The 24,694-nt window shown below is 29.2% G+C and carries 23 protein-coding genes; 10 read left to right on the forward strand and 13 right to left on the reverse strand.

Annotated elements, in window-relative coordinates; translation table 11 throughout:
- Nucleotides 1–9: 9 nt before the first annotated feature.
- The 12 genes from CAMP5053_RS02715 to yajC are packed head-to-tail and all read right to left on the reverse strand — an operon-like array spanning nucleotide 10 to nucleotide 13,480.
- Entirely contained in the window at nucleotides 10–690 is a 681-nt protein-coding gene (locus CAMP5053_RS02715; protein ID WP_214135899.1) for an endonuclease III domain-containing protein, read from the reverse strand.
- The gene (locus tag CAMP5053_RS02720) at nucleotides 687–3,626 is read right to left on the reverse strand and encodes a DEAD/DEAH box helicase (protein ID WP_337217211.1); all 2,940 of its coding nucleotides are present in this window, start codon (nucleotides 3,624–3,626) and stop codon (nucleotides 687–689) included. The genes CAMP5053_RS02715 and CAMP5053_RS02720 overlap by 4 nt, the downstream gene beginning before the upstream one ends.
- Nucleotides 3,616–4,020 carry a bactofilin family protein gene (locus tag CAMP5053_RS02725; RefSeq protein WP_087700771.1) on the reverse strand — a complete coding sequence of 135 codons (405 nt, stop codon included), beginning with the start codon at nucleotides 4,018–4,020 and terminating at the stop codon, nucleotides 3,616–3,618. The genes CAMP5053_RS02720 and CAMP5053_RS02725 overlap by 11 nt, the downstream gene beginning before the upstream one ends.
- Nucleotides 3,948–4,859 (reverse strand): M23 family metallopeptidase, encoded by a 912-nt coding sequence (locus tag CAMP5053_RS02730; RefSeq protein WP_251813763.1) that lies wholly within the window; start codon nucleotides 4,857–4,859, stop codon nucleotides 3,948–3,950. The genes CAMP5053_RS02725 and CAMP5053_RS02730 overlap by 73 nt, the downstream gene beginning before the upstream one ends.
- Nucleotides 4,846–6,015 (reverse strand): Mur ligase family protein, encoded by a 1,170-nt coding sequence (locus CAMP5053_RS02735; protein ID WP_337217212.1) that lies wholly within the window; start codon nucleotides 6,013–6,015, stop codon nucleotides 4,846–4,848. Before CAMP5053_RS02735 ends, CAMP5053_RS02730 begins: the two co-directional genes overlap by 14 nt.
- A complete protein-coding gene (locus tag CAMP5053_RS02740) occupies nucleotides 6,012–7,385 on the reverse strand; it encodes a hypothetical protein (RefSeq protein ID WP_337217213.1) in 1,374 nt (457 codons plus the stop codon). Before CAMP5053_RS02740 ends, CAMP5053_RS02735 begins: the two co-directional genes overlap by 4 nt.
- Nucleotides 7,385–7,882: an LPS assembly lipoprotein LptE gene (lptE, locus tag CAMP5053_RS02745; protein WP_087700767.1), complete on the reverse strand. Its 498-nt coding sequence runs from the start codon at nucleotides 7,880–7,882 to the stop codon at nucleotides 7,385–7,387. Before lptE ends, CAMP5053_RS02740 begins: the two co-directional genes overlap by 1 nt.
- The gene (gene leuS, locus CAMP5053_RS02750; RefSeq protein WP_214135895.1) at nucleotides 7,879–10,308 is read right to left on the reverse strand and encodes a leucine--tRNA ligase; all 2,430 of its coding nucleotides are present in this window, start codon (nucleotides 10,306–10,308) and stop codon (nucleotides 7,879–7,881) included. The genes lptE and leuS overlap by 4 nt, the downstream gene beginning before the upstream one ends.
- Before the next feature lie 8 nt (nucleotides 10,309–10,316).
- Nucleotides 10,317–10,658 (reverse strand): DUF6394 family protein, encoded by a 342-nt coding sequence (locus CAMP5053_RS02755; protein ID WP_214135894.1) that lies wholly within the window; start codon nucleotides 10,656–10,658, stop codon nucleotides 10,317–10,319.
- 2 nt (nucleotides 10,659–10,660) lie between these two features.
- Complete coding sequence (secF, locus tag CAMP5053_RS02760) at nucleotides 10,661–11,632, reverse strand: protein translocase subunit SecF (RefSeq protein WP_214135893.1); 972 nt, start codon at nucleotides 11,630–11,632, stop codon at nucleotides 10,661–10,663.
- A complete protein-coding gene (gene secD / locus CAMP5053_RS02765; RefSeq protein WP_087700763.1) occupies nucleotides 11,632–13,212 on the reverse strand; it encodes a protein translocase subunit SecD in 1,581 nt (526 codons plus the stop codon). The genes secF and secD overlap by 1 nt, the downstream gene beginning before the upstream one ends.
- Nucleotides 13,205–13,480 (reverse strand): preprotein translocase subunit YajC, encoded by a 276-nt coding sequence (yajC, locus tag CAMP5053_RS02770; RefSeq protein ID WP_039618686.1) that lies wholly within the window; start codon nucleotides 13,478–13,480, stop codon nucleotides 13,205–13,207. The genes secD and yajC overlap by 8 nt, the downstream gene beginning before the upstream one ends.
- Between yajC and CAMP5053_RS02775 the strand changes: the two genes are divergently transcribed.
- Complete coding sequence (locus CAMP5053_RS02775; RefSeq protein ID WP_337217214.1) at nucleotides 13,450–14,772, forward strand: apolipoprotein N-acyltransferase; 1,323 nt, start codon at nucleotides 13,450–13,452, stop codon at nucleotides 14,770–14,772. The two genes, yajC and CAMP5053_RS02775, sit on opposite strands and share 31 nt — an antisense overlap.
- A 10-nt stretch (nucleotides 14,773–14,782) precedes the next feature.
- Here CAMP5053_RS02775 and metK read toward each other — a convergent pair whose 3' ends face one another.
- Entirely contained in the window at nucleotides 14,783–15,976 is a 1,194-nt protein-coding gene (gene metK, locus CAMP5053_RS02780) for a methionine adenosyltransferase (protein ID WP_214125429.1), read from the reverse strand.
- A gap of 129 nt (nucleotides 15,977–16,105) precedes the next feature.
- Between metK and sstT the strand changes: the two genes are divergently transcribed.
- From sstT to smpB, 9 genes are read left to right on the forward strand one after another with little or no spacing between them, the layout of a single operon-like run.
- On the forward strand, nucleotides 16,106–17,332 hold the full coding sequence (sstT, locus tag CAMP5053_RS02785; protein ID WP_214135890.1) for a serine/threonine transporter SstT: 1,227 nt from the start codon (nucleotides 16,106–16,108) through the stop codon (nucleotides 17,330–17,332).
- Nucleotides 17,333–17,341: 9 nt separating this feature from the next.
- Nucleotides 17,342–18,220 (forward strand): aspartate carbamoyltransferase catalytic subunit, encoded by an 879-nt coding sequence (locus CAMP5053_RS02790; protein WP_087700759.1) that lies wholly within the window; start codon nucleotides 17,342–17,344, stop codon nucleotides 18,218–18,220.
- Between the two features lie 4 nt (nucleotides 18,221–18,224).
- The gene (locus CAMP5053_RS02795; RefSeq protein ID WP_214135889.1) at nucleotides 18,225–19,946 is read left to right on the forward strand and encodes a M3 family oligoendopeptidase; all 1,722 of its coding nucleotides are present in this window, start codon (nucleotides 18,225–18,227) and stop codon (nucleotides 19,944–19,946) included.
- Nucleotides 19,939–20,385 carry a hypothetical protein gene (locus CAMP5053_RS02800; protein WP_087700757.1) on the forward strand — a complete coding sequence of 149 codons (447 nt, stop codon included), beginning with the start codon at nucleotides 19,939–19,941 and terminating at the stop codon, nucleotides 20,383–20,385. Before CAMP5053_RS02795 ends, CAMP5053_RS02800 begins: the two co-directional genes overlap by 8 nt.
- The gene (locus tag CAMP5053_RS02805) at nucleotides 20,382–22,445 is read left to right on the forward strand and encodes an ATP-dependent helicase (RefSeq protein WP_214135888.1); all 2,064 of its coding nucleotides are present in this window, start codon (nucleotides 20,382–20,384) and stop codon (nucleotides 22,443–22,445) included. Before CAMP5053_RS02800 ends, CAMP5053_RS02805 begins: the two co-directional genes overlap by 4 nt.
- Nucleotides 22,442–23,260, forward strand: coding sequence for a tRNA pseudouridine(55) synthase TruB (gene truB, locus CAMP5053_RS02810; protein ID WP_214135887.1), 819 nt, complete (start codon nucleotides 22,442–22,444; stop codon nucleotides 23,258–23,260). The genes CAMP5053_RS02805 and truB overlap by 4 nt, the downstream gene beginning before the upstream one ends.
- Complete coding sequence (gene csrA / locus CAMP5053_RS02815) at nucleotides 23,254–23,481, forward strand: carbon storage regulator CsrA (protein WP_012661763.1); 228 nt, start codon at nucleotides 23,254–23,256, stop codon at nucleotides 23,479–23,481. The genes truB and csrA overlap by 7 nt, the downstream gene beginning before the upstream one ends.
- Nucleotides 23,478–24,233, forward strand: coding sequence for a 4-(cytidine 5'-diphospho)-2-C-methyl-D-erythritol kinase (locus tag CAMP5053_RS02820; RefSeq protein ID WP_337217215.1), 756 nt, complete (start codon nucleotides 23,478–23,480; stop codon nucleotides 24,231–24,233). Before csrA ends, CAMP5053_RS02820 begins: the two co-directional genes overlap by 4 nt.
- On the forward strand, nucleotides 24,233–24,688 hold the full coding sequence (smpB, locus tag CAMP5053_RS02825) for an SsrA-binding protein SmpB (RefSeq protein ID WP_087700753.1): 456 nt from the start codon (nucleotides 24,233–24,235) through the stop codon (nucleotides 24,686–24,688). The genes CAMP5053_RS02820 and smpB overlap by 1 nt, the downstream gene beginning before the upstream one ends.
- The last annotated feature ends 6 nt before the right edge of the window (nucleotides 24,689–24,694 follow it).

A 24,694-nucleotide genomic window follows, 5' to 3' on the forward strand; every position in this document is an offset into this window, starting at 1 on the left:
AAAATAAATTTAAAATTTTAAAGGGTCTAAAATAGGCACACCATCTACTGAAAGTTTTTTACCTTGAAAATATATTTTACAAAAAGAAACAATTAAGGCATGAAAAATTTGATAAAGCTCGTATAATTTACATTCTTTTTTTAGCAAAACACACAATTCCTGCTGATTCTTAGCTATGTCTTTTTTAAAAAAATCTGCCAATTCATCATAACTTTGACACTCATAGCCTAAATAATTAGCTATTTTTGCACTATAAGTATCAACTACCAAAACTTCTTTTTTACATATATAATTTAAAATTCCATCTGCACTTTCTTGACCCAAGCCTTTAATACCTAAAAGCCATTCTCTATCTACTTCTTCTTTAAAAAGTTCAAAAGAATTAAAATCTTGAAAATATTTTTGAGTAAAATTTTTAATATATTTTGCTTTGGTATTATAAAATCCACTTGGCTTTATTAAAAGCGCTAAATCTTGAGTGTTTAAATTTGATAAATCTTCTATCTTGGTAATATTTGCTTGTTTTAAATTTGTCAAAGCTTTTAACACATTTTTCCAGTTTGTATTTTGAGTTAAAACCACAGAAATTAAAATTTCAAACTCACTTAAAGTATTATTTTCTAGCCACTCAAAATCTTTATAGTCAATATTTGCATTAATTAAAGCTTTAAAAATTTCATATCCACTCATGCTTTTTCACTCTTTCTTAAATGCATCAAAATAGCCTCAATCACATCATCATCATCTTTACTTTTTGCCTTAATGACTTCCTTGTTCTCATCATCTTTTACAAAACAAATATTTTGCTCATAATTGCTCACTAGTTTATAATGCTTGCTAGCTAAAATTTTTATGATGATTAAATCCAAAAACTGCTTAGTAAAAACATCAGGCCTTCCAAAACGATCATTCATCTCACTTTCTATCTCATAAACTTCATTAACACTCATACACTTACTAAGTCTTCTATAAAGTTCCAATCTCAAACGATCTTCGCTAATATACTCACTATTTAAAAAGGCATTGATATTAAGCTTTAAATCTATTTTTTTCTCTTTAATTTCTTCTTTTTTACTTAGCTTATTAATCTCATCTTCTAACATTTTAAGATACAAACTATAACCAATTTGCTCTATATGCCCACTTTGATCCACGCCTAATAAATTTCCACCCCCACGAATTTCTAAATCATGATAAGCAAGCACGCTTCCTGAGCCTAAATAAGAATTACTCTCTAAGCTCGTAAGTCTTTTTAAAGAATCTTTTGTGATTTTTTCCTTATCTTCAATCAAAAAATAACAATATCCTTGCTTAGCGCTACGCCCTACTCTTCCTCTAAGTTGGTGCAAATCAGCCATACCAAAGCGATCTGAATTTTCTACTATAATAGTATTTGCATTTGCCAAATCAATACCACTTTCAACTATAGAAGTACAAAGCAATAAATCATATTCTTTATTTTCAAATTTAATCATTTCTTCTTCAGTAGTTTTTGCATCAATTTTAGAATGCAAGATTAAAATTTTTAAATTTGGAAACAAATCTAAAAGATATTTTTTACACCCATCAATACTTGCTATATGATTGTGTATATAAAAAATCTGTCCTGCTCTTCTTAATTCTCTTGAAATAGCTTCTTTAATCAAAGCGTCATTACTTTCTCTAACAAAGGTACGCACATCCAAACGATCCTCAGGTGGAGTTTGTAAAACACTATATGACTTTAAAGAGCTAAGAGCTTGATTTAAACTTCTTGGTATAGGCGTTGCCGACATAGATAGAATATGTGAATTTTTACTTAGTTCCTTGAGTTTTTCTTTTTGTTTTACACCAAATTTATGCTCCTCATCTATCACGACTAAACCCAAATTTTCACACTCAACCCCTAAAAGAGAATGCGTTCCAACCACTACACAAGGCTTATTTTCTTTTAAAAATGCCAAAACTTGTTTTTTTTCTTTAGCACTAGTAAAACGATCTAGCTTAAAAACCTCTATATTAAAAGAATCAAATCTTCGTTTTAAGGTTTTAAAATGCTGGGCTGAAAGCAAAGTAGTTGGCACAAAAAATAAAGCCGTATAACCACTTTTCACACAAGTAAATATAGCGTTCATAGCAACTTCTGTTTTACCAAAACCCACATCACCACTTAAAAGCCTATCCATTACCTGCATACTTTTTAAATCCTGAGTAATTTCTTGGCAAACTTGACTTTGATCTTTAGTATAAAAAAATCCGGCCTTATTGATAAATTCATCTTGTAATTCTTGAGAAATTTTTAATTCTTTTGCCTTTATCAAAGCTCTAGCTGCTGCTAAAGAAACTATATTTGAAGCAATGGCAAATAATTTTTCTTTTAATCTTTCTTTGATTTTTAGAAAACTTCCTTTTCCAAGCTTATCAAGTAAAGGCACACCACCACTTGCGCCGATATATTTATCAATCATATATAAATTTTCAACAGGCAATAAAAGCTTGTCATTATTTAAATACCCAAGAGCGACAAATTCTTTTTTTGCTCCTGCTATTGCAATTATCTCAAGACCTAAAAATTTAGCTATACCATAATCTTCATGCACAACAAAATCCCCAACCCTAAGCTCATCTATTACCAAACTTGCTTTTCTAACTCTTTTATTTTTTTCTTTTTTATTTAAAGAGATGATAAGCTCATCTTGAGTGCTTAAATTAATTCTTTCTTGGGATATTTTTAATTTAATATTTGGAAATTCTTGTATATTTAAAGTTTTAAACAAAGCTTCATTTTTAGCTAAAATAGTAATTTTCTTATCTTTATGAAAAGTGAAAAAATCGTGATTGTAAGAGCTTACTAAATCTTTATAAAATTTTGGTTCAGGTAAAATATTTTGATTGATTTTGCTAATATCTTCTTCAAAATCATTTACATCAAATTTTTTTATACTCACAAAATTTAAATCCAAATAATCACAAAAATCATCAATACACCAAAAACCTAAAGAATTAACATCATTAATAATGCTTTGACTTTGAAAATTTTGAATCTTTTCTTGTAAATTTTCATATTGATCTTGATTAAAAGCGCTCAAAAATGGACAAATCTCAATCTTTGAAAGTTCATTTGGGATTGATTTTTGCGTATGAATATCAAAATATCTTATACTTTCTATCTCATCTGAAAAAAGCAAAATTCTAAAAGGTTGCTCTTCATTGATCGCAAAAATATCTATAATATCCCCACGTATTGAAACTTCGCCCTTATCTTGAACTATATCTACAAACTCATACCCACTATGTAAAATTTCTTCTTTAAATTTCTCTAAAGCAAGAAGTGAATTTCTTTTAAGAGTAATGTTTTTTAGATGCTTTTTTCCAGGGAGTTTTTGTAAAATTGTTTTTATAGGGGATATTAAAATTTTATTTTCATCTTCTTTATGATAAGCATTTAATACTTTACATATTTCAAAAAGTTCTTTAGAAAAAGAACGTAAATCGCTACCAAATTCTGCTCTAAAATCAGGTAAAACAAAGGTTTTGAAATTTAAAAATAAGCAAACCTGAGCTAATTCGTCTGCTTCTTTATCATTCTCGCAAATTATTAACTCAGTTTTACTACTTAGTAAATATTCATATAATTTAGCTTGCATTTTCTGAATTTTCTATACTAACATCGATAGTTGCAAGTTCTTCATCTTTTTCAATTATTTTACTACTTCCATTAAATTTTCCACCATTTTCAATACTTAATTGTTTAACTATAATATTACCATTAAGTACACCACCGGATAAAATTTCTAAAGAATCAACTTGCATCTCACCTTCAAAAACTCCATTAATCACTATCTTGCTTGCTTTAACTTGTCCTTTTAAAATACCACTTTTGCCTATCACTATCACATTAGAAGAATTAATCACTCCTGTAATTTCTCCATCTAAATGAAGCATAGAGTCAAAATAAAATTTTCCTTCTATTTTTGCTCCGTTTGAAATGACTGTAGTTTCGGATACTGTAGCAATAGAGCCTTTATTAAAGATTGCCATGGAACCCTCCTTTCTTTTTCAAAAATTTGTTCATAATTTTTTCGGTTTAAATCTATAAAAATTTTAGGATCTAAAAGTTTATTAATAAATCTAACCTCATAATGTAAATGTGGGCCTGTAGAAAGTCCTGTATTTCCTGTATAACCCAATAAATCACCTTTTTTTACAAATTGTCCTGCTTTGACAACATCTTTACGCATCATATGTGCATATACTGTTTTAAAACCAAAATTATGAATTAAAATAACTGAATAACCATAGCCATTATTACTATATGCGGCATATTCAACCACTCCATTTGCCGGTGCATAAATAGGAGTATTTAAAGCTGCTCTTAAATCAATACCTGGATGAAATTCTTTTTTATTCAGTATAGGATGATGACGCCATCCAAAATTACCTGTAACCCCATTATCTTCTATCACATGACCATTTGGAATTTGTGTTAAAAATAAATAAGCTTGATCATTAGTAAGCTTAACTTTTTCTAATCTTTCTGGTATATCTAAGCTCTCATCTTGCTTTAAACCTAAATTTTCTTCAATATCTGCAAGTTGAGTTTGAAGTTCATCATATAAGGCTGTTTTTTCTTCTAAACTTTTTTGCATACTTTCATTTTGAGAAAATAATTTAGTGTTTTTTGAAGATAATGCTTCTTGTTCTTTTAAAAGTTCTGAACGTTTATCTGCTAAATAATTAATATACAAAGCACCCAAAACTATAACAACAAAAACAAAAGAAGTAAAATAAATAATTACTTTTTTTATAATCTGACTTAATAAAAAATGTCTAGAACCATTTACATCTGTGATAGTTAACGTAAATTTATCTTTCATTATAGCCTCTTAAAAAATTTTCTACCAATACAAAAGAACCAAAAACTAAATACAACTCATCTTTTTTTATTTGTTCAAATTTTTGATAAGTAATACCTAATTTTTCTAAATTTTCTAGCAAAACAGAACCTGCCAAAGGTCTGTCATTGCTTTCATACTCATAAATTTCAACTATTTTTATTATAGACTTTAAAGCCCTTAAAATTTTATAAGAATCTTTATCTAAAAAGCAATTATAAACTAAATGAACTTTTTTTTCCTTAAAAATTTCAGCTAAAGCTAAAGCCGCCATTTCATTATGTCCTACATCAACAAAAATATTTTGGCTTACTTGCTCACATCTTCCTTTTAAATCAAGTTTTGGTAAATTATTAATGCTTTGAATTAATTCTTTTTCATTTTTAACACAAATTTTAGAAAAAGCTTCCAAAGCTAAAAAAAGATTATCTTTTAAAAAAGTTGCTAAATTATATTTTTGAATATATTCTTGCACACAAGGATAAACAATTTTGTTTTTATCTAACATACTAATATTTAAACTAGCTTGTTTTAGATTAGCTATTTTTTGAGCTAATTCTAATACTTTTACTTCTTGATTATGGCTAATTAAAACTTTAGCACTCATGGCTTTTAATTTTGTTCTTGCTATTTCTTCTAAATTTTTACCCAATAAGTCTTGATGATCAAAACCTATTTTAGTAAAAACACTAAAATTTATTTCAAAAACGCTTGTAGCATCATATTCCCCACCTACTCCGGCTTCTAAAATCACATAATCACAATCTTTAAAAACAAAAAAAGCTAAAAAAGTAGCATATTCAAAATAGCTGAGTTTTTTCACATCTTCTAAAAAAATACTTTCTAATTCTTCATGTGCTTTTTCTAAAAGTTCATTATTTGCAATTTTACCATTTAGCCAAAATCTTTCATTAAATTCAAAAATATGAGGACTCGTATAATGACCTACTTTATACCCTTGCTCTAAAAGCAAAAGCGCTAAAAATCTACCTGTACTTCCTTTTCCATTAGTGCCAATAATTTGGATATTTTTAGTTTTTGGGATAAATTTTTTATACTTTTCATACATATTAAACATAAAAAACCTACTAATTTTTTGCACATACATAGTTTTTTGTGAGAGTATTTGCTGAAATTTCATAGTAAGCTTTTTTGGATTAATTCTTTTAAAATATCACCCTCTGGAAATTCTTTTTTTTCTATACAAGAAGATGATAAAGCAAGTTTAACTATTTCTTCTTTATAAATAAATTTATAATCATCTATGAGTTTTAAAGCTTGCTCTGTAAAAATTTGCGCACTTTCTAAATTTTTACCTGGAAGTATAACTAAATAAGAACTTTCATCTAAAATCCAAATTTCAGCTGTATTTTTACATAAATCCTTAAGTATTTTTTTAAATTTTTCACTAATAGTCTTAAAACTATCAAGACCATATGTATTAATAATGTGTTCTATATTATTGATTTTAAAAAAACATAATGCATAATTAACAACATAAAGCTTATAATTTTCATCAAGTTTTTTAAGCTCTTGAGCTAAATTCCACTGTTCTCTTTGCTCATCATCACTTGTAGCTTGAATTTGAGTTTTAATTTGAGCTATTTGCTCATTTGCGTATAAAAGCTTATCTTTTAATGTGTCAAAATTAATCTGCACATTACCATTTTCATCTTTAGTTAAAGTATTGATAAATTTCACATCTTCTTGGCTATTATCATAAAGCTTTGACACCATTTCATTTAAGTTTTCCAAATGTTGATTAAAAAAAGAAAGATTTTTTTGTATATAGTATTTATCTATTGCTTCTTTTTTTTGCAACATTAAACAATACTCATGTGCAAATTCTTTTCTGGCAATCAATCTAGGATTATCTTTTAAATTTTGTTTAAATTGTTCCACTTCTTTACTCTCGCCAAATAAAGGCTCCAAAGAAGCTAGTAAAAGTTCAGCTTGCTTTTCATAAGAGCGTTCTTTTAACATAACAATAAGTTTTTCTATTAAAGTATGAAAATCTAAAAATGCCCGAATATTAAATTCTTCTAATTTTTTTAAAAACTCGTGATCTTCATAAGATTTTTCAAGCTCTTTCCATTTGACTCTTAAAAGATATATGGTTTCTAAATCCATAGCTTGAGATAATCTGTGTTGAGTAATTTGTGCAAGCTCTTTAATTTTTTTATCTTTACTAATACTAAGTTGTTGAATAATTAAGCCGAGTAAAGCATAGACATCTTCGTATTTTCTGCTTACTTGCCTATTAAGTCTAGAAACCAAAAACATCAAAAACTCATCAATAGTTCGTATGTTTTTTCTCTTCAGTTCTTGCTTATAAATATCATCTAAAAGATTGGTGTATTTTTCTATTCTTGCTTTATTAAAACTCATAACTCCTGCTTTTTTAGCGCACTCTTCAAACACCTCACTATAATTTTCAGGAGTTGGATGTAATTTACGTTCTTTTAGCTTTATCAATGTTTCTTTTGCAATCTCATTGATATGGCTCGCCATTATTTATAACCCCTAATAGCTATAATAGAAATAAACTCATCAAAAGCTTCACTTGATGCATTTTTAATCGCTTCAAATCTAGCTTGATCACTGATAATAGAATTTGGATTAATATCAAAATTATAACTACCTTTGGTGTTTACAATTTCTTCTTTTCCGCTTTTATAACGCAATATAAATTCTAAATAAAGCTCTGCTTTATAATTAATCACATAACCATTTTGATCGTATACCATAGGAAGAAATTCCAATCTTTTCATCGTGACAACAATGGAACTATCCGCATTATACTCATCTGTGATTTTTCTACCAAGTTTATTTAACATAGCTTCTCTTAAAATATCTGTTATATAAACACTATTTTCAGGATCTTGTTTGCTAATATTGATTTTCAAAAATACATTTTCACCCAAAACTCTGCTTGCCATTTGAGATGATGGGATATACCCGCAAGATATGATAAAAAAAGCAAAAAACAATACTAGATATTTTTTCATTTAACCACCAAATTAACCAATTTTTTATCAACATAAATTTCTTTTACTATAGTTTTACCCTCTAGCCATTTTGCGACATTTTCTTTAGCTAAAGCTAAAATCTCATCTTCTTTGGCTTCTGAATTTATTTCAATCTGAGCTCTTTTTTTACCATTAACACTAATAGCTATATTAAAACTATCTTTTACAAAAACTTCATCTTTTATTTTTAATACTTTAAAATTTTCACATTTAAACAAATACTCACTAAGCTCAAAACAAACATGAGGGATGATAGGCTCTAAAATATTTAAAATAATATAAAAAGCTTCTTTTGAAACTTCTTTATGATTTATAGCATTTAAGGCATTTAAAGCTTCCATACATGCAGCTATTAAGGTATTAAAAGCAAAACTTTCTTCATAAACTTCGAAAGATTTTTTCAAAGCTTCATAAACTTTTAATCTAGCATATTTTTCTTCTTTATTTAGACTTTGATGATTAATTTCTTGCAATTTTCCACATTCTAAACTCATAGCCTTTTCATAAAGCCTATTGATAAATTTAAACGCACCCTCTAGCGCACTATCATTCCATTCAAGTTCTTTAGCAGGTGGTGCAGCAAACAATATAAACAATCTTGCACTATCTGCTCCATATTTTTCTATAATATAATCAGGATCAACTACATTGCCCTTGGATTTACTCATCTTAGCACCATCTTTGGTCACCATTCCTTGGGTTAAAAGTCTATTAAAAGGCTCATCATCTTTTAAATAACCCAAATCCCTAAGTGCTTTTTGAAAAAATCTTGCATAAAGTAAATGTAATATCGCATGCTCAATCCCGCCAATATACTCATCAACATTCATCCAATAATTTACACTCTTTTCATCTACAGCTTTTTCTTGCCATGTTTTATCATCACTTGCAAAACGTGCAAAATACCAAGAACTTTCAAAGAAAGTATCTAAAGTATCACTTTCTTTTTGTGCTTTTTTGCCACATTTTGGACAAACGCATTCTTTCCATGTTTCGTGCTTATCTAGTGGATTTCCTTCTCCATTTATCACCACATCCTCAGGTAAGGTAATAGGTAAATTTTCTATTTTTTGAGGAACTATACCGCAAGAATTACACTTAATCATTGGTATAGGAGCACCCCAATATCTTTGTCTAGAAACACCCCAATCACGAATTTTAAAATTGGTAACCTTTTTACCAATACCCAAAGATTCAATTTTTAAACTAATTTTTTCTCTAGCTTCATTGCATTCTAATTGATCAAATTCTCCACTATTAATCAAAACACCTTCTTTTAAAGTATAGCATTGCGCATCATTTTCATCTTTATAAATTACTTTTTTTATAGCTAAATTATAAGTTTTTGCAAACTCATAATCTCTTTCATCATGAGCAGGTACACTCATAACAGCACCACTACCATAATCACTTAAAACAAAATTAGCTGTCCATAAAGGAATTTTTTCTTTACTTAGTGGATGGATTACATAAAGATTTAAAAAATATCCTTCTTTTGATGCAGCTTGTCTTTGACGTGGTGTTTGATTTTGTATATTTTGAATTTTTATGATAGTATCTTGATCTAGTAATTTTTTATCAATTAATTCATTTACTATTTCATGATCAGGCGCTAAAGCAATGTAAGACACTCCATAAATAGTCTCAGCCCTTGTTGTAAAAACATTGATCTTTTTTGCACTGATTTTATCATTTTCTTCTATATTAAAATCAAAACTAAGTCCCATGCTTTTACCTATCCAATTTTCTTGCATAGTTAGAACTTGACTTGGCCATTTTCCTTCTAATTTTTTAAGATCTTGTAATAATTCATCTGCATAAGCGGTAATTTTTACATAATATCCTGGCATTTTTTTTCTAATGACTTCATGTCCGCAACGCCAACATTTACCATCTTCAACTTGTTCGTTTGCTAAAACTGTTTTGTCATTCTCACACCAATTAACTTCGGCTTCTTTGGTATAAATTAAACCTTTTTCATACATTCTGATGAAAAATTCTTGCTCAAATTTAGTATATAAGGGATCAGAAGTAGCAAGCATTCTTTTTTTAGAAAAAGAAAAACCTAAAGAAGCAAGCTCATTTTGCATATAATCAATATTTTCATAAGTCCATTTTTTAGGATGGATACCATGTTTAATCGCAGCATTTTCAGCAGGCATACCAAAACTGTCAAAACCTATAGGATGCAAGACATTAAAACCTTTTTTTCTATAATACCTAGCCATAGCATCACCTATGCTATAATTTCTCACATGTCCCATATGAATTCTACCGCTTGGATATGGAAACATAGATAAAATGTATTTTTTTGGTAAAGAAAAATCATCTTTTGGTTCAAAATACTCTTTTTCTTGCCAAATCTTTTGCCATTTTTTTTCTATTTTATCTGCTTCGTATGCCATTTTAACTCCTAATTTTCTTCTTGACTTTTTACCGAATCAACTACAACTAAAATCATTGAAAAAATATTAGCTATCAAAGCACCAATTGCTAAAGTATAAACCATAATATTAGCTTCTGGATTAATTTGTATTAAAGCAAAAGCTGGAATTAAATGCAAATCAGCCACTAAAGAACTTGCAAATAATTCAGCTGCTAAGAAATTTCTAACTCCAATTTTCAATAAAGTAGAAATTAAATTCACACAAGCTGCAATAAATAATGCAACTTCATTTTGATCATATAAAAATCCTGCGGTCGTAGTTAAGCTCATTAGAGCAAAAAAGATATAAATAACCTTACCCCAATTCATTTTTACACCGTTCCTTTTTCATACATCGCTCTTAATTTTTCTTTTTCTTGTTTTTTCTTTACTTTTTCTAATTCTTTTTGGCGATACTGCGTAACACTAAATTTAAACCATAAAAGCGCTGGACTTGCTACAAATATAGAACTTGCAGTACCTGCCACAATACCCACTATCATAGTTAGAGCAAAACCTTCTATCATAGATCCACCAAAAAAATAAAGCACTACAACAGTGATTAAGGTTAAACCCGTTGTTAAAGTAGTTCTTGATAAAGTTGCAGAAACTGATTCATTAATAATTAGATCAAGTTTTGAATTTTTACTTGTTTTAACACCTTCTCTAATCCTATCAAAAATAATAATCGTATCATTTAAAGAATATCCAAGCACAGTTAAAACAGCCGCCAAAATATCTAAATTTACATCTATTTCAAATAACGCAATAGCACCTAAAGTAATGACTATATCATGAATTTCACACACAATAGAAGCCATAGCAAAACGCCATTCAAATCTTACTGCCAAATAAATCAAAATAGCAATCAAAGAAATTCCAACCGCCATAAGACCTTTATTACGCAGTTCATCTCCTACTTTTGGACCTACTACATCCACACGGCGCACTTCAAATTTACCTGTATCTTTTAATAAATTTGTAATGCTTACTCCAATGTCATTTCCCAAACTATCACTACTTCCTGAAAAACGAATAATCACTTCATTTGCACTGCCAAATTCAGTAACGCTAGCACCTTTTAAATTTTCATTGATAGCTAAAGCTTTGCGAATTTCAGCCAAGGGTGCTTTTTGCTCGTATTGAAGTTGCACTAAAGTTCCACCGGTAAAATCAATACCAAAATTCAAACCCTTAGTAAAAAGAATAAAAATAGAACCAAAAAATAAAATAAAAGACAAAGAGATGGCTGCAAATCTCATTCTCATAAAATCATAAATATGTTTTTGACTAAAAAATTGCATTAAGGTCTCCTATATCCAAACCATAATCTTGTGTTATTGCTTTTTTCCATACGGTTCATAAACATTTCAAACATACCATGAGTTCCAACAATAGAAGTAATCATCGAAACTAAAATTCCTATGCTTAAAGTCACCGCAAAACCTTTTACCGCACCTGTTCCATAAGCATAAAGTACTACTGAAGTAATAAGCGAAGTAATATTAGAATCTAAAATCGCACTCATTGCATGCTTATAGCCATTTTCAACGCTTTGCCTTATACTAGCACCTTCTCGTAATAATTCTCTAATTCTTTCATTAATAATAACATTAGAATCTACTGCCATACCCACAGTAAGCACAAGTCCTGCCATACCAGGCAAGGTTAAGGTTGCTCCAAACATAGCCATTACAGCAATAATCATTAAAATATTTGCCACTAAAGCAATATTAGCAAAAATTCCTGCTATACCATAATACATCACCATAAATGCAATAACTAATACAGAAGCACCCGCTAGGGCTATCATACTCATTTTAATACTATCAGCACCCAAAGATGGTCCAACACTTCTTTTTTCAAGCATTTTAACCGGTGCTAAAAGCGCCCCACTTCTTAAAGCAATAGCCACATCATGAGCTTCTTCAACAGTAAAGCTACCACTAATTTGACCGCTACCCCCGCCTATTCTTTCATTAATTCTTGGAGCTGAATAAACTTTATTATCCAAAACTATAGCTAGGCGCTTTCCCACATTATTTCCTGTATAGTCTCCAAATTTTTTTGCACCTTCTGAATTTAAGGTAAAATTAATCACAGGAAGATTATTACTTTGCGCAAAACCTACTTTTGCATCTGTTAGCATAGAACCATCAAGAATAGGTATAGATTTTACTAGATATTTAATTTGAGGGTTTTTTGCATCTTCAAAAATCAAATCTCCATATTCAGCAGCTTGGGCTGGAGTAAGATTATTTACCTGATCCATTCTAACATCATCTACTTCCATTAATTGCAAATGTGCAGCTTTTGCAATAAGTTCTCTAGCTCTAGCTTCATCTGCAGCAGTTTTAATGCCTGGAAGTTCGACTAAAATTTTATCCTCACCCGATCTTGCTACATTTGGCTCTGCAAGACCAAATTGATCAAGTCTATTTCTAATAGTTTCTACAGCTTGTAAAATAGCTTGTTCATGAGTTAGTTTGATTTCTTCTTGGGTTAAAGAAAGCGTGTAGTGTAAATTTTCATGTGTGATAGCTAAGCCTTTAATGTCTTTTAATAACAAATCAACCTTAGCTGCATCATTTTCATCTAATAAGCTAAATTCAATACTAGTATCATTTACTTTGATTTTATCAACAATAATGTCTTCTTTATTGATAGAATAACTAAGAGAAGAGGCTATGGATTTAACCTTTGACTTAACCGCCTCTTCTACTTCTACACCTAATAACATATGCAAACCACCTTGCAAATCAAGTCCTAGGTTAATCTTAGCACCACTTTGGGTCTGCATAAAAGAAGGTATGGAAAAAATTAATCCTATAAGAAAAACTACAAAGAAAATAATACTTCTATAAGTAATTTTTCCACTACGCATCAATTTTCTTTGCTATAAAATCTCTAGAAATTTTTACAACTACATTTTCATCATTAAGCTTAACTTTGATAAAATCCTCTTCTGGTTTTACCACCTCGCAAATTATCCCACCATTTGTGATGATTTTATCCCCTTTTTCTAAAGATGAAACCATCAATTTGTGGTCTTTTGCTTGTTTTTGTTGTGGTCTAATAACCAAAAAATAAAAAATCGCAAAAAGCACAATGAGAGGCAACAATGAAGTCCAAATATTTCCGTTTTCTGCCATTTCTTCCCCTTTTTTTAAAATTCATAAATTCTAATTCTACCACTTTTAAAATAATAAAAGCCTTTTTTTCTGCACTTTTATTGTCAAATTTTATTTATTTTTCTTTTTTTGAAAATTTACTTTTTGAATTTATTTCTCCATTTTTAAGTATATATGGTTTGGTTTTATTGCTAAGAAATAAAAGTAAAGTAGGATATTTTTATACTGGATTTTTTGTAGGAATTTTATGGTTTTGGTGGATAGGTTTATCATCAATTTATTTTAATTTAGCTTATTTAATTCCTTTAGAAGTTATCTTAATCGGTATAATTTATGGAATTTTATTCTTAATATGTTTTTTTCTTAAATATGATTTTTTAAGGCTTTGTGGAATTTTTTTACTTAGTTTTATTCATCCTTTTGACTTTGATTGGCTAAATTGGGGTGTTTTAAGTGTATATGGGATCTTTGATGCAAGTTACCAAGGCATTGTAGCTATGTTTTTGATTGCTTATTTTTACTATGAAAAATATATCTCAAGATATTATAAAATAGCAATCATTTCAATCTTTATTCTAATAGGAGCTCAATATAATCAAAAACAATCACAAACACTAAATTTAGACTATAAATTAATCCAAACTAATATCTCTCAAGATCAAAAATTCATACAAGAAAATTTGCAAACTCATTCTAAAGATATATTTTATCAAATCAACAAGGCTATAAAAGAAGGTAAAGAAATGATTGTTTTTCCTGAAACTGCTTTTGCTTTTGCTTTAAATAAAGCACCAAGCTATTTGCAAACTTTAAAAGACTTATCAAAACAAATCATCATCATTACAGGTGCTATTAGTGCTACACCTAATCATCTATATAATAGTACTTATGTATTTGACAATGGCGACATACAAGTTTTTAACAAACACTATCTTGTACCTTTTGGAGAAGAAATTCCTATATTTAAAAACTTTTTTAAAAAATACCTTTTAAACATTGATGAATTTTCAAAAGGAAAGGAGTTAAATCAATACACTCTAAATAATCAACTCATCACTAATGCCATCTGCTTTGAAGCAACTAAAGAAAAACTTTACAAACACTCAAAGATCATCATAGCTATTTCAAACAATGCTTGGTTTAATTTTTCAAGTGAGTATAAATTACAAAATTTTCTAATGCGTTTTTATGCAAATAATTATAATGTAAGCATATATCATGCAGTTAATGGAAAAGAAAACGCAGTAATTAAGCCAAAAGAAATATTGATTTTAAAGATAAAAGAGAGATTTTTAAAGCAAAATGAAGCTTAAAAGCTTCATTTTACAATGCCTTAAATTCATCAAGTGCATCTAATTTCTCCCAAGGATAATCAGCCTGCCCCACTTGACCACGAGCAGCTACATCAGCATACATGAAAGTATCTTTACTTGGTTTATCAAGATTGAATTTATTTTTAATCCAATTTGGAGTTAATGGGAAAGTTTTCATTACAAAATCACTTAAAATATCATCGTTTAATCTTGCATTTGTTCCCATACAATCTACACTTACAGAAGTTGGTTTAGCTACGCCTATAGCATAAGAAAGCTGCACTATGCATTTTTTAGCAAGACCTGCTGCTACGATATTTTTAGCAAGCCATCTTGCAGCATAAAGCCCACTTCTATCAACCTTAGTATAATCTTTAGAAGATTGCGCACCACCCCCTATTGGAGCATAGCCACCAAAGCTATCTACTATAAGTTTTCTTCCTGTTAAACCACTATCATGTAATGAGCTGTGATTTACATATTTTCCCGTTGGGTTGATTAAAATTCTTGTTTTTTCTGGGCAAAAAAGATCTTTTGGTAAATTTGAATCTAAAATCAATTCCATTACCAAAGCTCTTAAATCTTCTATTTTCATACTTTCAACACAAGGAGCTGAAACTACAATAGTATGGATGCTTTGAGGTTTACAATTTTCAAAATTTTCTTTATTTACATAATCAATCGTAACTTGAGTTTTAATATCCACTCCAAGTTTATCAGGATTGTTTTTTGCAAACTCATATACTTTATCACAAAGCATTCTAGCATAAGAAATAGCTGCTGGCATATATTCTTTTGCTTCATTACTAGCAAAACCAAACATTATTCCTTGATCACCTGCTCCAATTTCTCCATCTTCTTGATCAACACCTTGATTAATATCAGGGCTTTGCTCATTTAAAAATACCATTACATCTAAATCATCAGGATGCAAACATTGTTTTTTGCTAAAATGTGGATGGCCATCATAACCAATATCTGCTAAAGCTTTTTTTACAATATTTTCATAATCTTGTTTTTCTAGTTTATGTTTTGATTTAATCTCACCACCAATTACCACTTTATTTCCGGCTACAAAAACCTCACTAGCAACTCTTGAATCTTTATCGTGAGTTAAAAAAGCATCCACTATAGAATCAGCTATAATATCAGCACATTTATCAGGATGTCCTGCACTAACAACTTCAGAGGTAAATAAATACATAATCTATATATTCCTTGCTGTATAATTTTACAATATCTTATCACATACTAGCTTAAAAATCAAAAAGCTTATTTAAGCTTTACTTTGTTAGAATAAATTAAAAATTATCACTACAAAAAAAGGTAAAAAATGAGTTTATTCTCTTGTGCAATCAAACGTTATAAAGATGGAAATCTTATTTTACAAATTTGCATAGGTATTGTTTTAGGAATTTTAGTAGGTGTATTTTCTAAAGATTTAGCTATTTTTGCAAATATTTTTGGTGCTTTATTTACAGGGGCTTTAAAAGCCATAGCTCCGATTTTAGTTTTTATTTTAATCTTAACAACTATTTGCACAAAAGAATTTAACCATGGAAGTAAAAAAATAAAACACATTATTTTCTTGTATATTTTTGGAACTTTTTTAGCTTCTTTAAGCGCGGTTAGTATAAGCTTTGTCTTTCCCGTAGAATTAGTATTAACCGATATTGAAAAAGCTTCCACTACAAGCCCTGCACATATAGGCGAAGTATTTAAAACTTTACTTTTTCAAATCGTAGATAATCCTATCCATGCTTTATCTTCAGGAAATTATTTAAGTATATTAGCTTGGGCTATAGGTGGAGGTTTTGCTCTAAGACATTGTTCTAATGATGCAAAGCAACTTTTTACCGATATCAACGAAGGCGTGTTAAAAATCGTTAAATTTATAGTCAAGCTTGCTCCTTTTGGAATTTTTGGACTTGTAGCAAATTCAGTTGCTCAAACAGGAGCAGCAGGGCTTTTAAGTTATGTTAAATTATTAATAATTTTAGTTTTGACTATGTTTTTTGTAGCTTTTGTAATTAATGCTTTAATTGTCTTTGCTTACACAAAGAAAAATCCTTATCCTTTGATTTTTATTTGCTTAAAACATAGCGCTGTTTTTGCATTTTTTACAAGAAGTTCTGCGGCAAATATTCCTGTAAATATGGCACTTTGCTCTAAATTAAATATCAATAATAATCTATATAGTATCTCCATTCCACTAGGAGCTACGATTAATATGGCAGGAGCAGCTGTAACTATAGCCATATTAAGTCTTGCAGCAGCCCACACAGTAGGCATTGAAATAAATTTTTTACAAGCTATGCTTTTGAGTGTTTTAGCCGCATTTGCAGCTTGTGGAGCTAGTGGGGTTGCTGGAGGTTCACTCTTACTCATACCACTTGCTTGCTCTTTGTTTAATATTGATTATGACATAGCCATGCAAGTAGTTGCGGTTGGTTTTATCATAGGGGTTATTCAAGATAGCGTTGAAACAGCTTTAAATAGCTCAACGGACGTTTTATTTAGCGCTATTTGTTCAGATAATGAGCTTAATTTAAAAATTTAAGGGGGACTTATGAGGCATTTAATTACTACAAAAGATTTTAGCAATGATGAAATCTTGACTTTATTTAAAGAAGCAAAAGAATTCTTAGATGAAAAACCGCGTACATTTTTAGAAGGAAAAAGTGTTACAACAATTTTCTTTGAAAATTCAACACGCACTCAATCAAGCTTTGAAACAGCTGCAAGAAGACTAGGTGCTAAAGTTTTAAAATTAGATGTTTCAAGAAGTAGTTCAAGCAAAGGCGAAACACTTTTTGATACCGCTGCAAATTTAGATGCAATGGCACCAAGTGCTATTGTAGTTAGACACAAAAACTCAGGTGTGCCTCATACTTTAGCAAATTATACTCATTGTCCTATAGTTAATGGAGGTGATGGTAAACACGCTCATCCTACCCAAGCTTTACTCGATCTTTTTACCATAATGGAGCATTTTGATTATAATGTGAAAGGTAAAAAAATAGCAATAGTAGGGGATATTAAAAACTCACGCGTTGCTGCTTCAAATTTAGAATTATTACCTCGTTTTGGTATAGACATTACCTTAGTAGCCCCACCTCATTTTATGCCAAATTACCCTATTAAAAAAACAAATAAACTAAAAGAAGTTATTGATGATGTTGATATCATCATGAGTCTTAGAACACAAACTGAAAGACACAATATTCCAACCTATGCATCACTTAAAGATTATGCAAATGATTTTTGTATTAGTAAAGATTTAATAAAAGATAAAAATCTCATTATCTTACATCCTGGTCCTGTGCATAGAAACATTGATATTAGCGATGAAGTAATGGCTGATAAAAGATGTAAGGTTTTAACTCAAGTTAAAAATGGTGTTGCTATTAGAATGGCTGTATTAAAAAAACTCATTTTAGAAAGCTAAAATCATGCAAAATTGGAACTTAAGTACGTTATTTAAAGATGAGCAAGAATTAAATCTTTTTTTACAAAAAACCCAAGATGAAGCTTGTGAATTTAAAAAACAATATGAAAATAATCTTCATAGTTTAAGCAATGAGCAATTTTTACAAGCTTTAAAAAACTATGAAGAATTAATCTTAAAACTTTCTCATATACTAACCTATGTGTATTTAAATTTTGCTCAAGATACTACCAAGGGTGCTTTTTATGCAAAATATGAAAATTTAAGTAAAAAAATAGAAGAAAATCTTTTATTTTTTGAACTTGAATTTTGCGAGTTAAAAGAAGAAAAAAGTAAAACTTTCATCACATTTTGCAAAGATTATGAGTTTTATTTAAACAATCTTATCAAACACAAAAAACACAATCTTTCTAAAAAAGAAGAAAAAGTTATCCTAGCTCTATCAAGTACAGGTTCAAATGCATTTGCAAGATTATTTGATGAAACCTTTAGTGCTTTAAAATTTAATTTTGAAGGGCAAAAATTAAGCGAGGAAGAAATTCTAAGCAAGCTTTATGATAAAGATAGAAGCATTAGAAAAAAAGCTTCAAAATGCTTTAGTAAAACCTTAAAAAAACAAAACAAGCTTTTAGTGTATATTTTCAATATGATTAAAAGCGAGCTTGCTAGTATTTGCGAGTTAAGATCTTATGAAAACCCTGAAACCCCAAGACATATAAGAAATCAAATTTCTAAAAAAAGTGTTGATGCGCTTATTAATGCTAGCGAGAATAGCTTTGATATTGTTTCTAAATTTTACAATGCAAAGAAAAAAATTCTAGGATATAAAAAGCTAAAAGATTATGATCGTTATGCACCTATTGGAGAGGAAATGCAAGTTGATTTTGATCAAGGAAAGGATATCGTTTTAAAAGCCTTTGAAAAATTTTCTAAAGATTTTTATATGATAGCAAAAGAAGCTTTTGAGAATAATTGGATCGATGTTTACCCTAAAGAATTTAAACAAAGCGGTGCTTTTTCTCACTCAAGCACACCGTTAAGCCATCCTTTCATACTTTTAAACTATACCAACCAAAGACGCGATCTTTTTACCCTAGCTCATGAGCTAGGCCACACTATACATCAAAAACTTTCTTATAAAGTAAATTTTTTAAATCAAGATACACCTCTAACTACAGCAGAAACTGCTTCAGTGTTTGCAGAAATGTTGATTTTTGATTACATTAAAGAAAATTTAGACAAAGAAGAGCTTTTATCTTTATATGCAGCAAAAATTGAAGATATTTTTGCTACTCTTTATAGACAGATTAATTTTACTACTTTTGAACGCAGATTTCATGCTAAAAAAGAAGAACTAAGCTCTCAAGAACTAAGTGAAATTTGGCTTGAAGAATCAAGAAAAATGTTTCAAGATAGCGTAGTTTTAACCAAAAACTATGGCCTTTGGTATTCTTATATACCACATTTTATACACTCTCCATTTTACTGCTATGCTTATGCTTATGCACAACTTTTAGTTTTAGCACTTTATGGTCTATATAAAAGTGGCAAATGTCCTGATTTTACCTCAATTTATATCAAATTTTTAAGTAGCGGGGGAAGTAAAAGTCCAAAAGAACTTGTAGCTATGTTTGGCTTTGATATAGAAAGTGATGAATTTTGGAATATAGGCTTAGAGCAAGTTAGAATACTAGTAAATGAATTTTTAAGGCTAAGCAATGATTGATAAAATTTTAAATAATAGAAATTTTATAAGTTTAATGCAAAAAAGCATTTATGAATGCTTGCAAATTTTAATTCAAGAAGATATTGAGTTTAATATCATTGTAAATACTAAATTTGTTACACTAGAACCTCCTTTGCCACCAGAATTAGATGTAGTGAGTAAAAATCCTTATTGTCTTTTTGCACTTGGCGGTTATACTTTTAAATCTATAGTTTTAACAAATGAGCATATAGAATTTCATGCAGGTTTTGGACCTGATGATTTTGCAACCTTTGTGAAAGTAGATTTGGGAGCAATTACTCAAATTCAAGTTGAAGATAATATCATTTTTGTTAATTTTTCAAACTATTTCAAAAAGCAAAATGATCAAAAATTGAAAGAAAAATCCATGAATGCTTTTTTAAATAATCCTAACAATAAAGATTTATTTAAAAAATGAGTTTTTTTGAAGGTTTAAATGATAGCCAAAAAGAAGCTATCATGCATATTGATGGAGCTATGCTAATACTAGCAGGTGCAGGTAGTGGAAAGACTAAAACCATTACCACTAGACTTGCTTATTTAATTGATTATGTAGGTATTCCTGCGCAAAATACCCTCACGCTAACCTTTACAAATAAAGCTGCTAATGTAATGAAAACAAGAGCCTTAGCACTTTTACAAGATCAAAATTTACACAATCCTCTTTTATGTACTTTTCATAAATTTGGCTTATTATTTTTAAGACTTTATAGCGAAAGAATTAATAGAGCAAATAATTTTGTCATTATCGATACAGATGATAAAAAGAAAATACTAAAAGATTTAGCTAGCGAAAATTTGCAAAGCTCTTTAGCAAGCATAGGTGCTTATATTTCAAATTTTAAAAATCAAAGCAAAAGCGCTCAAGAAATACGCAAAGAATTAGAATTTTTAAAAGATGAAAAAAACAAAAATTACGAAGAAATCATTCATTTATATGAACAATATGAGCATTTTTTAATCCAAAATAATTTCATGGATTTTGATGATTTACTCATGCTAACTAATAAAATTTTAGAAGATGAACAATTTGCACAAGAGCAAAGTCAAAAATATACCTATATAACAGTAGATGAGTATCAAGATACAAATGCCTTACAATATCAAATTCTAAAAAAACTTTGCACGTCTCATGAAAACATTTGCGTGGTGGGTGATGATGATCAAAGTATTTATGGTTGGCGTGGAGCTAAAATAGAAAATATCTTAAATTTCAAAGAACAATTTAGCAATGTAAAATTAGTCAAATTAGAGCAAAACTACCGCTCAACTAGCGCTATTTTGCAAGCTGCAAATGAGCTTATAGAGCATAATAGAAAAAGATTAGGAAAAACTTTGATTTGTACCAAAGATGAGGGCGAAGAAATTACAATTTTACAAAATGATGATGAAAAAATTGAAAGTTTTAAGGTCGCAAGAGAAGTTTCAAAACTTTTAAACTCGGGGATTAATCCTAGTGAAATAGCCATACTTTATAGAGTAAATGCCCTATCTCGTGCTCTTGAAGAAGCTTTTAGCAAAGAAAAAATTCCTTTTAAGTTGCTAAGTGGAATTCGTTTTTATGAAAGAGCTGAAATTAAAGATATTATTTCTTATTTAAGATTGCTTTCAAATTTAAATGATGATTATTCTTTTAAACGCATTATCAATCGCCCTAAAAGAAACTTTGGTAATGCAAGTTTAGAAAAGCTAGAAAATTATGCTAAAGAAAATCATTTGTCTTTATTTGAAAGTCTATGTGCTTTACAAGGAAGTGGATTTTTTAGCAAAAAAACAGACAAAGAATTAGAAAAATTCATACTAAGCATACACAAAATTAAAGAAAAAGATGATTTACTTGCAATGATTTTAGCCTTAGAAGAAGAATTTAAAATCAAAGAATTTTATAAAGATAACCCAGAAAGTGAAGATAAACTTTTAAATATAGATGAACTTTATGCTAACTTAAAAGATAAAATCACTCATGGAAATTATAATGGCTTAGATGATATTTTAAATGAAATTTCTTTACTTAATGAGCAAGATGGACTTGATAAAGAAAGTATTTGTATTATGAGTATTCATGCAAGCAAAGGACTTGAATTTGATTATGTTTTTATCATAGGTTTAGAAGAAGGATTTTTCCCACTCACTAGTGAATCAAGTAATATAGAAGAAGAAAGAAGACTTGCTTATGTAGCAATCACTAGAGCCAAGAAAAAACTTTATTTAAGCTATGCTAATTCTAGATTTTATAAAGGAAGTCGCACAAGATTAGAAAAAAGTAGATTTTTTGGCGAGAGCAATGTAATCAAAAAAGAATTAACACTAGATCATCAAAAAAATTGCTATAAAAAAGGCGATTTAATCAAACATAAAATTTTTGGCATAGGCAGAGTCACTGGGGTAAGTAAAATAGGAGCTGAAGAAAAACTCACGATTAATTTTGGAGGCATAGAAAGAATGATAATGTCAAGTTTTGTGGAAAAAGTGATATGAATAAACTTTTTGTAGCTTACAAACCAAGTGGAATGAGTTCTAATGCTTTTTTAGGTAAACTCAAGAAAAAATATAAAAATAAAAAAGCAGGTTTTTCAGGAACACTTGATCCTTTTGCAAAAGGTGTTTTACTCATAGCCTTTGATCAATACACAAAACTTTTTCGCTTTTTTGATAAAAATCCAAAGGTTTATAAAGCAACACTTTGGCTAGGCGTACATTCACTAAGTCTTGATAATCAAAATATTAAAGAGATCAGTCTTATAAATGCTTTTGATGAGCAAATTTTAGAACAAATTAAAAATGAACTTTTAGGTAAAATCACCTACACCCCACCCGCATTTTGTGCAAAAAAAATAGATGGAGTACGCTCTTATGAGCTTGCAAAAAGAGGTTTTGAAGTCAATTTAAAACCTTGTGTTATGGAAATTTTTTATACTAAAATTTTACACTATAACCACCCCTTTTTAACTATAGAAATAGCAGTTAGTGAGGGTTCTTATATACGCTCTTATTGTGAATTATTTGCTAGAAAACTTGGTATTAAAGCCACGCTAAGCTCATTAGAACGCTTAAGTGAAGGAAAGTTTTTTTATGAGAATGAAAAAGAGTTAAATCCTTTAGCTTATTTAAATCTTAGAAAAAATACGATAAAATACCCCCAAAAATTACACAATGGACAAAAAATATTTTTGGACGATTTGGAAATTCAAGAAGAAGGTAGCTATATTTTAGAAGAAAAAGATTTTTTTTCTATCATTTCTATCCAAGATAATCAAGTGCAATATTATTTAAATAAGGTATTAAAATGTTAATTTTATCAAGAAAAGAAAATGAAAGTATAAAAATCGGAGATGATATAGAAATTAAAGTAGTTCAAACAGGTAAAGGCTATGCCAAAATAGGCATCGAAGCACCAAAGTCTTTAATGATACTACGTAAAGAGCTTATCGAGCAAGTAAAAAGTGAAAATTTACATGCAATTAGCGATGAAACGATAAAACTTGATGATCTGAGTAAAAAGCTTAAAAAATGAAAGCTTACGCAAAAGCTAATATTTTTTTAAAAATCATCGGAATTGATTCAAGATCTTATCATTTATTACAATCACGCTTTATTTTACTAAAAGATATTTTTGATGAATTAAGCTTTAGTGATGAAAAAATAAAAGAAGGATTTGAAATCACTGGAAATTTTACCCAAGATACCATCATACACAAAGCTTATAAAGAATTAGAAAATTTAGGATTTTCTAATGAATTAAATGAATTTTTTAAAGACAAAAGTTTAAAGCTTATCAAAAATATTCCCATAGGTGGAGGCCTTGGTGGAAGTAGCACTGATGCGGTGACATTTTTACTTATGATCAACGAAGCTTTAAATTTAAAACTCAACCAACAACAACTTGAACAAATCTGCCAAAAACTCGGCTCTGATTTAATCTTTTTTTTAAGCGGATATGATAGTGCAAATGTTAGTGGGTGTGGCGAGATTGTAGAATATTTTGAAGATGATTTTAGCCAACTTGATTTTACTTTTCCAGCTATTGAATGCTCAAGTGCAAAAGTATATAAAGCATTTGATGAAAGCTCATATGATTTAACAGCGAATTTAAATTTAGCCAAAACACTTAAAACGCTCAAAACAAATGAAATTTTAGAGTATAAAAATACTGATTTAAACGACTTATTTGCTCCTTGTGTAAAAATTTATCCTAAAATGCAAACTTTTCTTAATGAAGCTTATTTTTTAAGTGGAAGTGGAAGTGGAGTTTTTAAGGCTAAATGATGAAAAAAACTATAGTAAAAAACAAAAAAGCTTTTTTTGATTATGAAATTTTGGAAAAATTTGAAGCAGGTATTGTTTTAAAAGGTTCTGAAGTGGTAGCATTAAGGGCTAGTAGAGCAAATTTGAAAGATTCTTTTGTGCGTATTATCAAAGGTGAAATTTTTTTACTTAATGCTCATATTTCTCATCTTAACACCACACATTCATTTTACAAACACGATGAAAAAGGTGCGCGAAAACTTTTAATGCATAAAAAGCAAATCGATAGGCTTTTTGGTAAAATTAGCACCCAAGGTTTTACTATAGTGCCATTAGAACTTTATTTTAATGAAAAAAATAAAGCAAAAGTCTTAATAGCCTTAGCCAAAGGAAAAAACTTACACGATAAAAGAGAAAGCTTAAAGAAAAAACAAGCAGATCTTGAGGCAAGAGCTGCTATGAAAAATCATTATTAAAAAAAG

The organism is Campylobacter sp. S4:11 (assembly GCF_024723695.1).
In the GTDB taxonomy this organism is placed as follows: Bacteria; Campylobacterota; Campylobacteria; order Campylobacterales; family Campylobacteraceae; genus Campylobacter_D; species Campylobacter_D jejuni_C.

Bases quoted from the DNA above. Each gene is read 5' to 3' on its own strand.
- CAMP5053_RS02715 (WP_214135899.1), bottom strand. From the start codon at position 690: ATGAGTGGATATGAAATTTTTAAAGCTTTAATTAATGCAAATATTGAC.
- CAMP5053_RS02720 (WP_337217211.1), bottom strand. From the start codon at position 3,626: ATGCAAGCTAAATTATATGAATATTTACTAAGTAGTAAAACTGAGTTA.
- CAMP5053_RS02725 (WP_087700771.1), bottom strand. From the start codon at position 4,020: ATGGCAATCTTTAATAAAGGCTCTATTGCTACAGTATCCGAAACTACA.
- CAMP5053_RS02735 (WP_337217212.1), bottom strand. From the start codon at position 6,015: ATGAAATTTCAGCAAATACTCTCACAAAAAACTATGTATGTGCAAAAA.
- CAMP5053_RS02740 (WP_337217213.1), bottom strand. From the start codon at position 7,385: ATGGCGAGCCATATCAATGAGATTGCAAAAGAAACATTGATAAAGCTA.
- lptE (WP_087700767.1), bottom strand. From the start codon at position 7,882: ATGAAAAAATATCTAGTATTGTTTTTTGCTTTTTTTATCATATCTTGC.
- leuS (WP_214135895.1), bottom strand. From the start codon at position 10,308: ATGGCATACGAAGCAGATAAAATAGAAAAAAAATGGCAAAAGATTTGG.
- CAMP5053_RS02755 (WP_214135894.1), bottom strand. From the start codon at position 10,658: ATGAATTGGGGTAAGGTTATTTATATCTTTTTTGCTCTAATGAGCTTA.
- secF (WP_214135893.1), bottom strand. From the start codon at position 11,632: ATGCAATTTTTTAGTCAAAAACATATTTATGATTTTATGAGAATGAGA.
- secD (WP_087700763.1), bottom strand. From the start codon at position 13,212: ATGCGTAGTGGAAAAATTACTTATAGAAGTATTATTTTCTTTGTAGTT.
- CAMP5053_RS02775 (WP_337217214.1), top strand. From the start codon at position 13,450: ATGAAGTCCAAATATTTCCGTTTTCTGCCATTTCTTCCCCTTTTTTTA.
- yajC (WP_039618686.1), bottom strand. From the start codon at position 13,480: ATGGCAGAAAACGGAAATATTTGGACTTCATTGTTGCCTCTCATTGTG.
- metK (WP_214125429.1), bottom strand. From the start codon at position 15,976: ATGTATTTATTTACCTCTGAAGTTGTTAGTGCAGGACATCCTGATAAA.
- sstT (WP_214135890.1), top strand. From the start codon at position 16,106: ATGAGTTTATTCTCTTGTGCAATCAAACGTTATAAAGATGGAAATCTT.
- CAMP5053_RS02790 (WP_087700759.1), top strand. From the start codon at position 17,342: ATGAGGCATTTAATTACTACAAAAGATTTTAGCAATGATGAAATCTTG.
- CAMP5053_RS02795 (WP_214135889.1), top strand. From the start codon at position 18,225: ATGCAAAATTGGAACTTAAGTACGTTATTTAAAGATGAGCAAGAATTA.
- CAMP5053_RS02800 (WP_087700757.1), top strand. From the start codon at position 19,939: ATGATTGATAAAATTTTAAATAATAGAAATTTTATAAGTTTAATGCAA.
- CAMP5053_RS02805 (WP_214135888.1), top strand. From the start codon at position 20,382: ATGAGTTTTTTTGAAGGTTTAAATGATAGCCAAAAAGAAGCTATCATG.
- truB (WP_214135887.1), top strand. From the start codon at position 22,442: ATGAATAAACTTTTTGTAGCTTACAAACCAAGTGGAATGAGTTCTAAT.
- csrA (WP_012661763.1), top strand. From the start codon at position 23,254: ATGTTAATTTTATCAAGAAAAGAAAATGAAAGTATAAAAATCGGAGAT.
- CAMP5053_RS02820 (WP_337217215.1), top strand. From the start codon at position 23,478: ATGAAAGCTTACGCAAAAGCTAATATTTTTTTAAAAATCATCGGAATT.
- smpB (WP_087700753.1), top strand. From the start codon at position 24,233: ATGAAAAAAACTATAGTAAAAAACAAAAAAGCTTTTTTTGATTATGAA.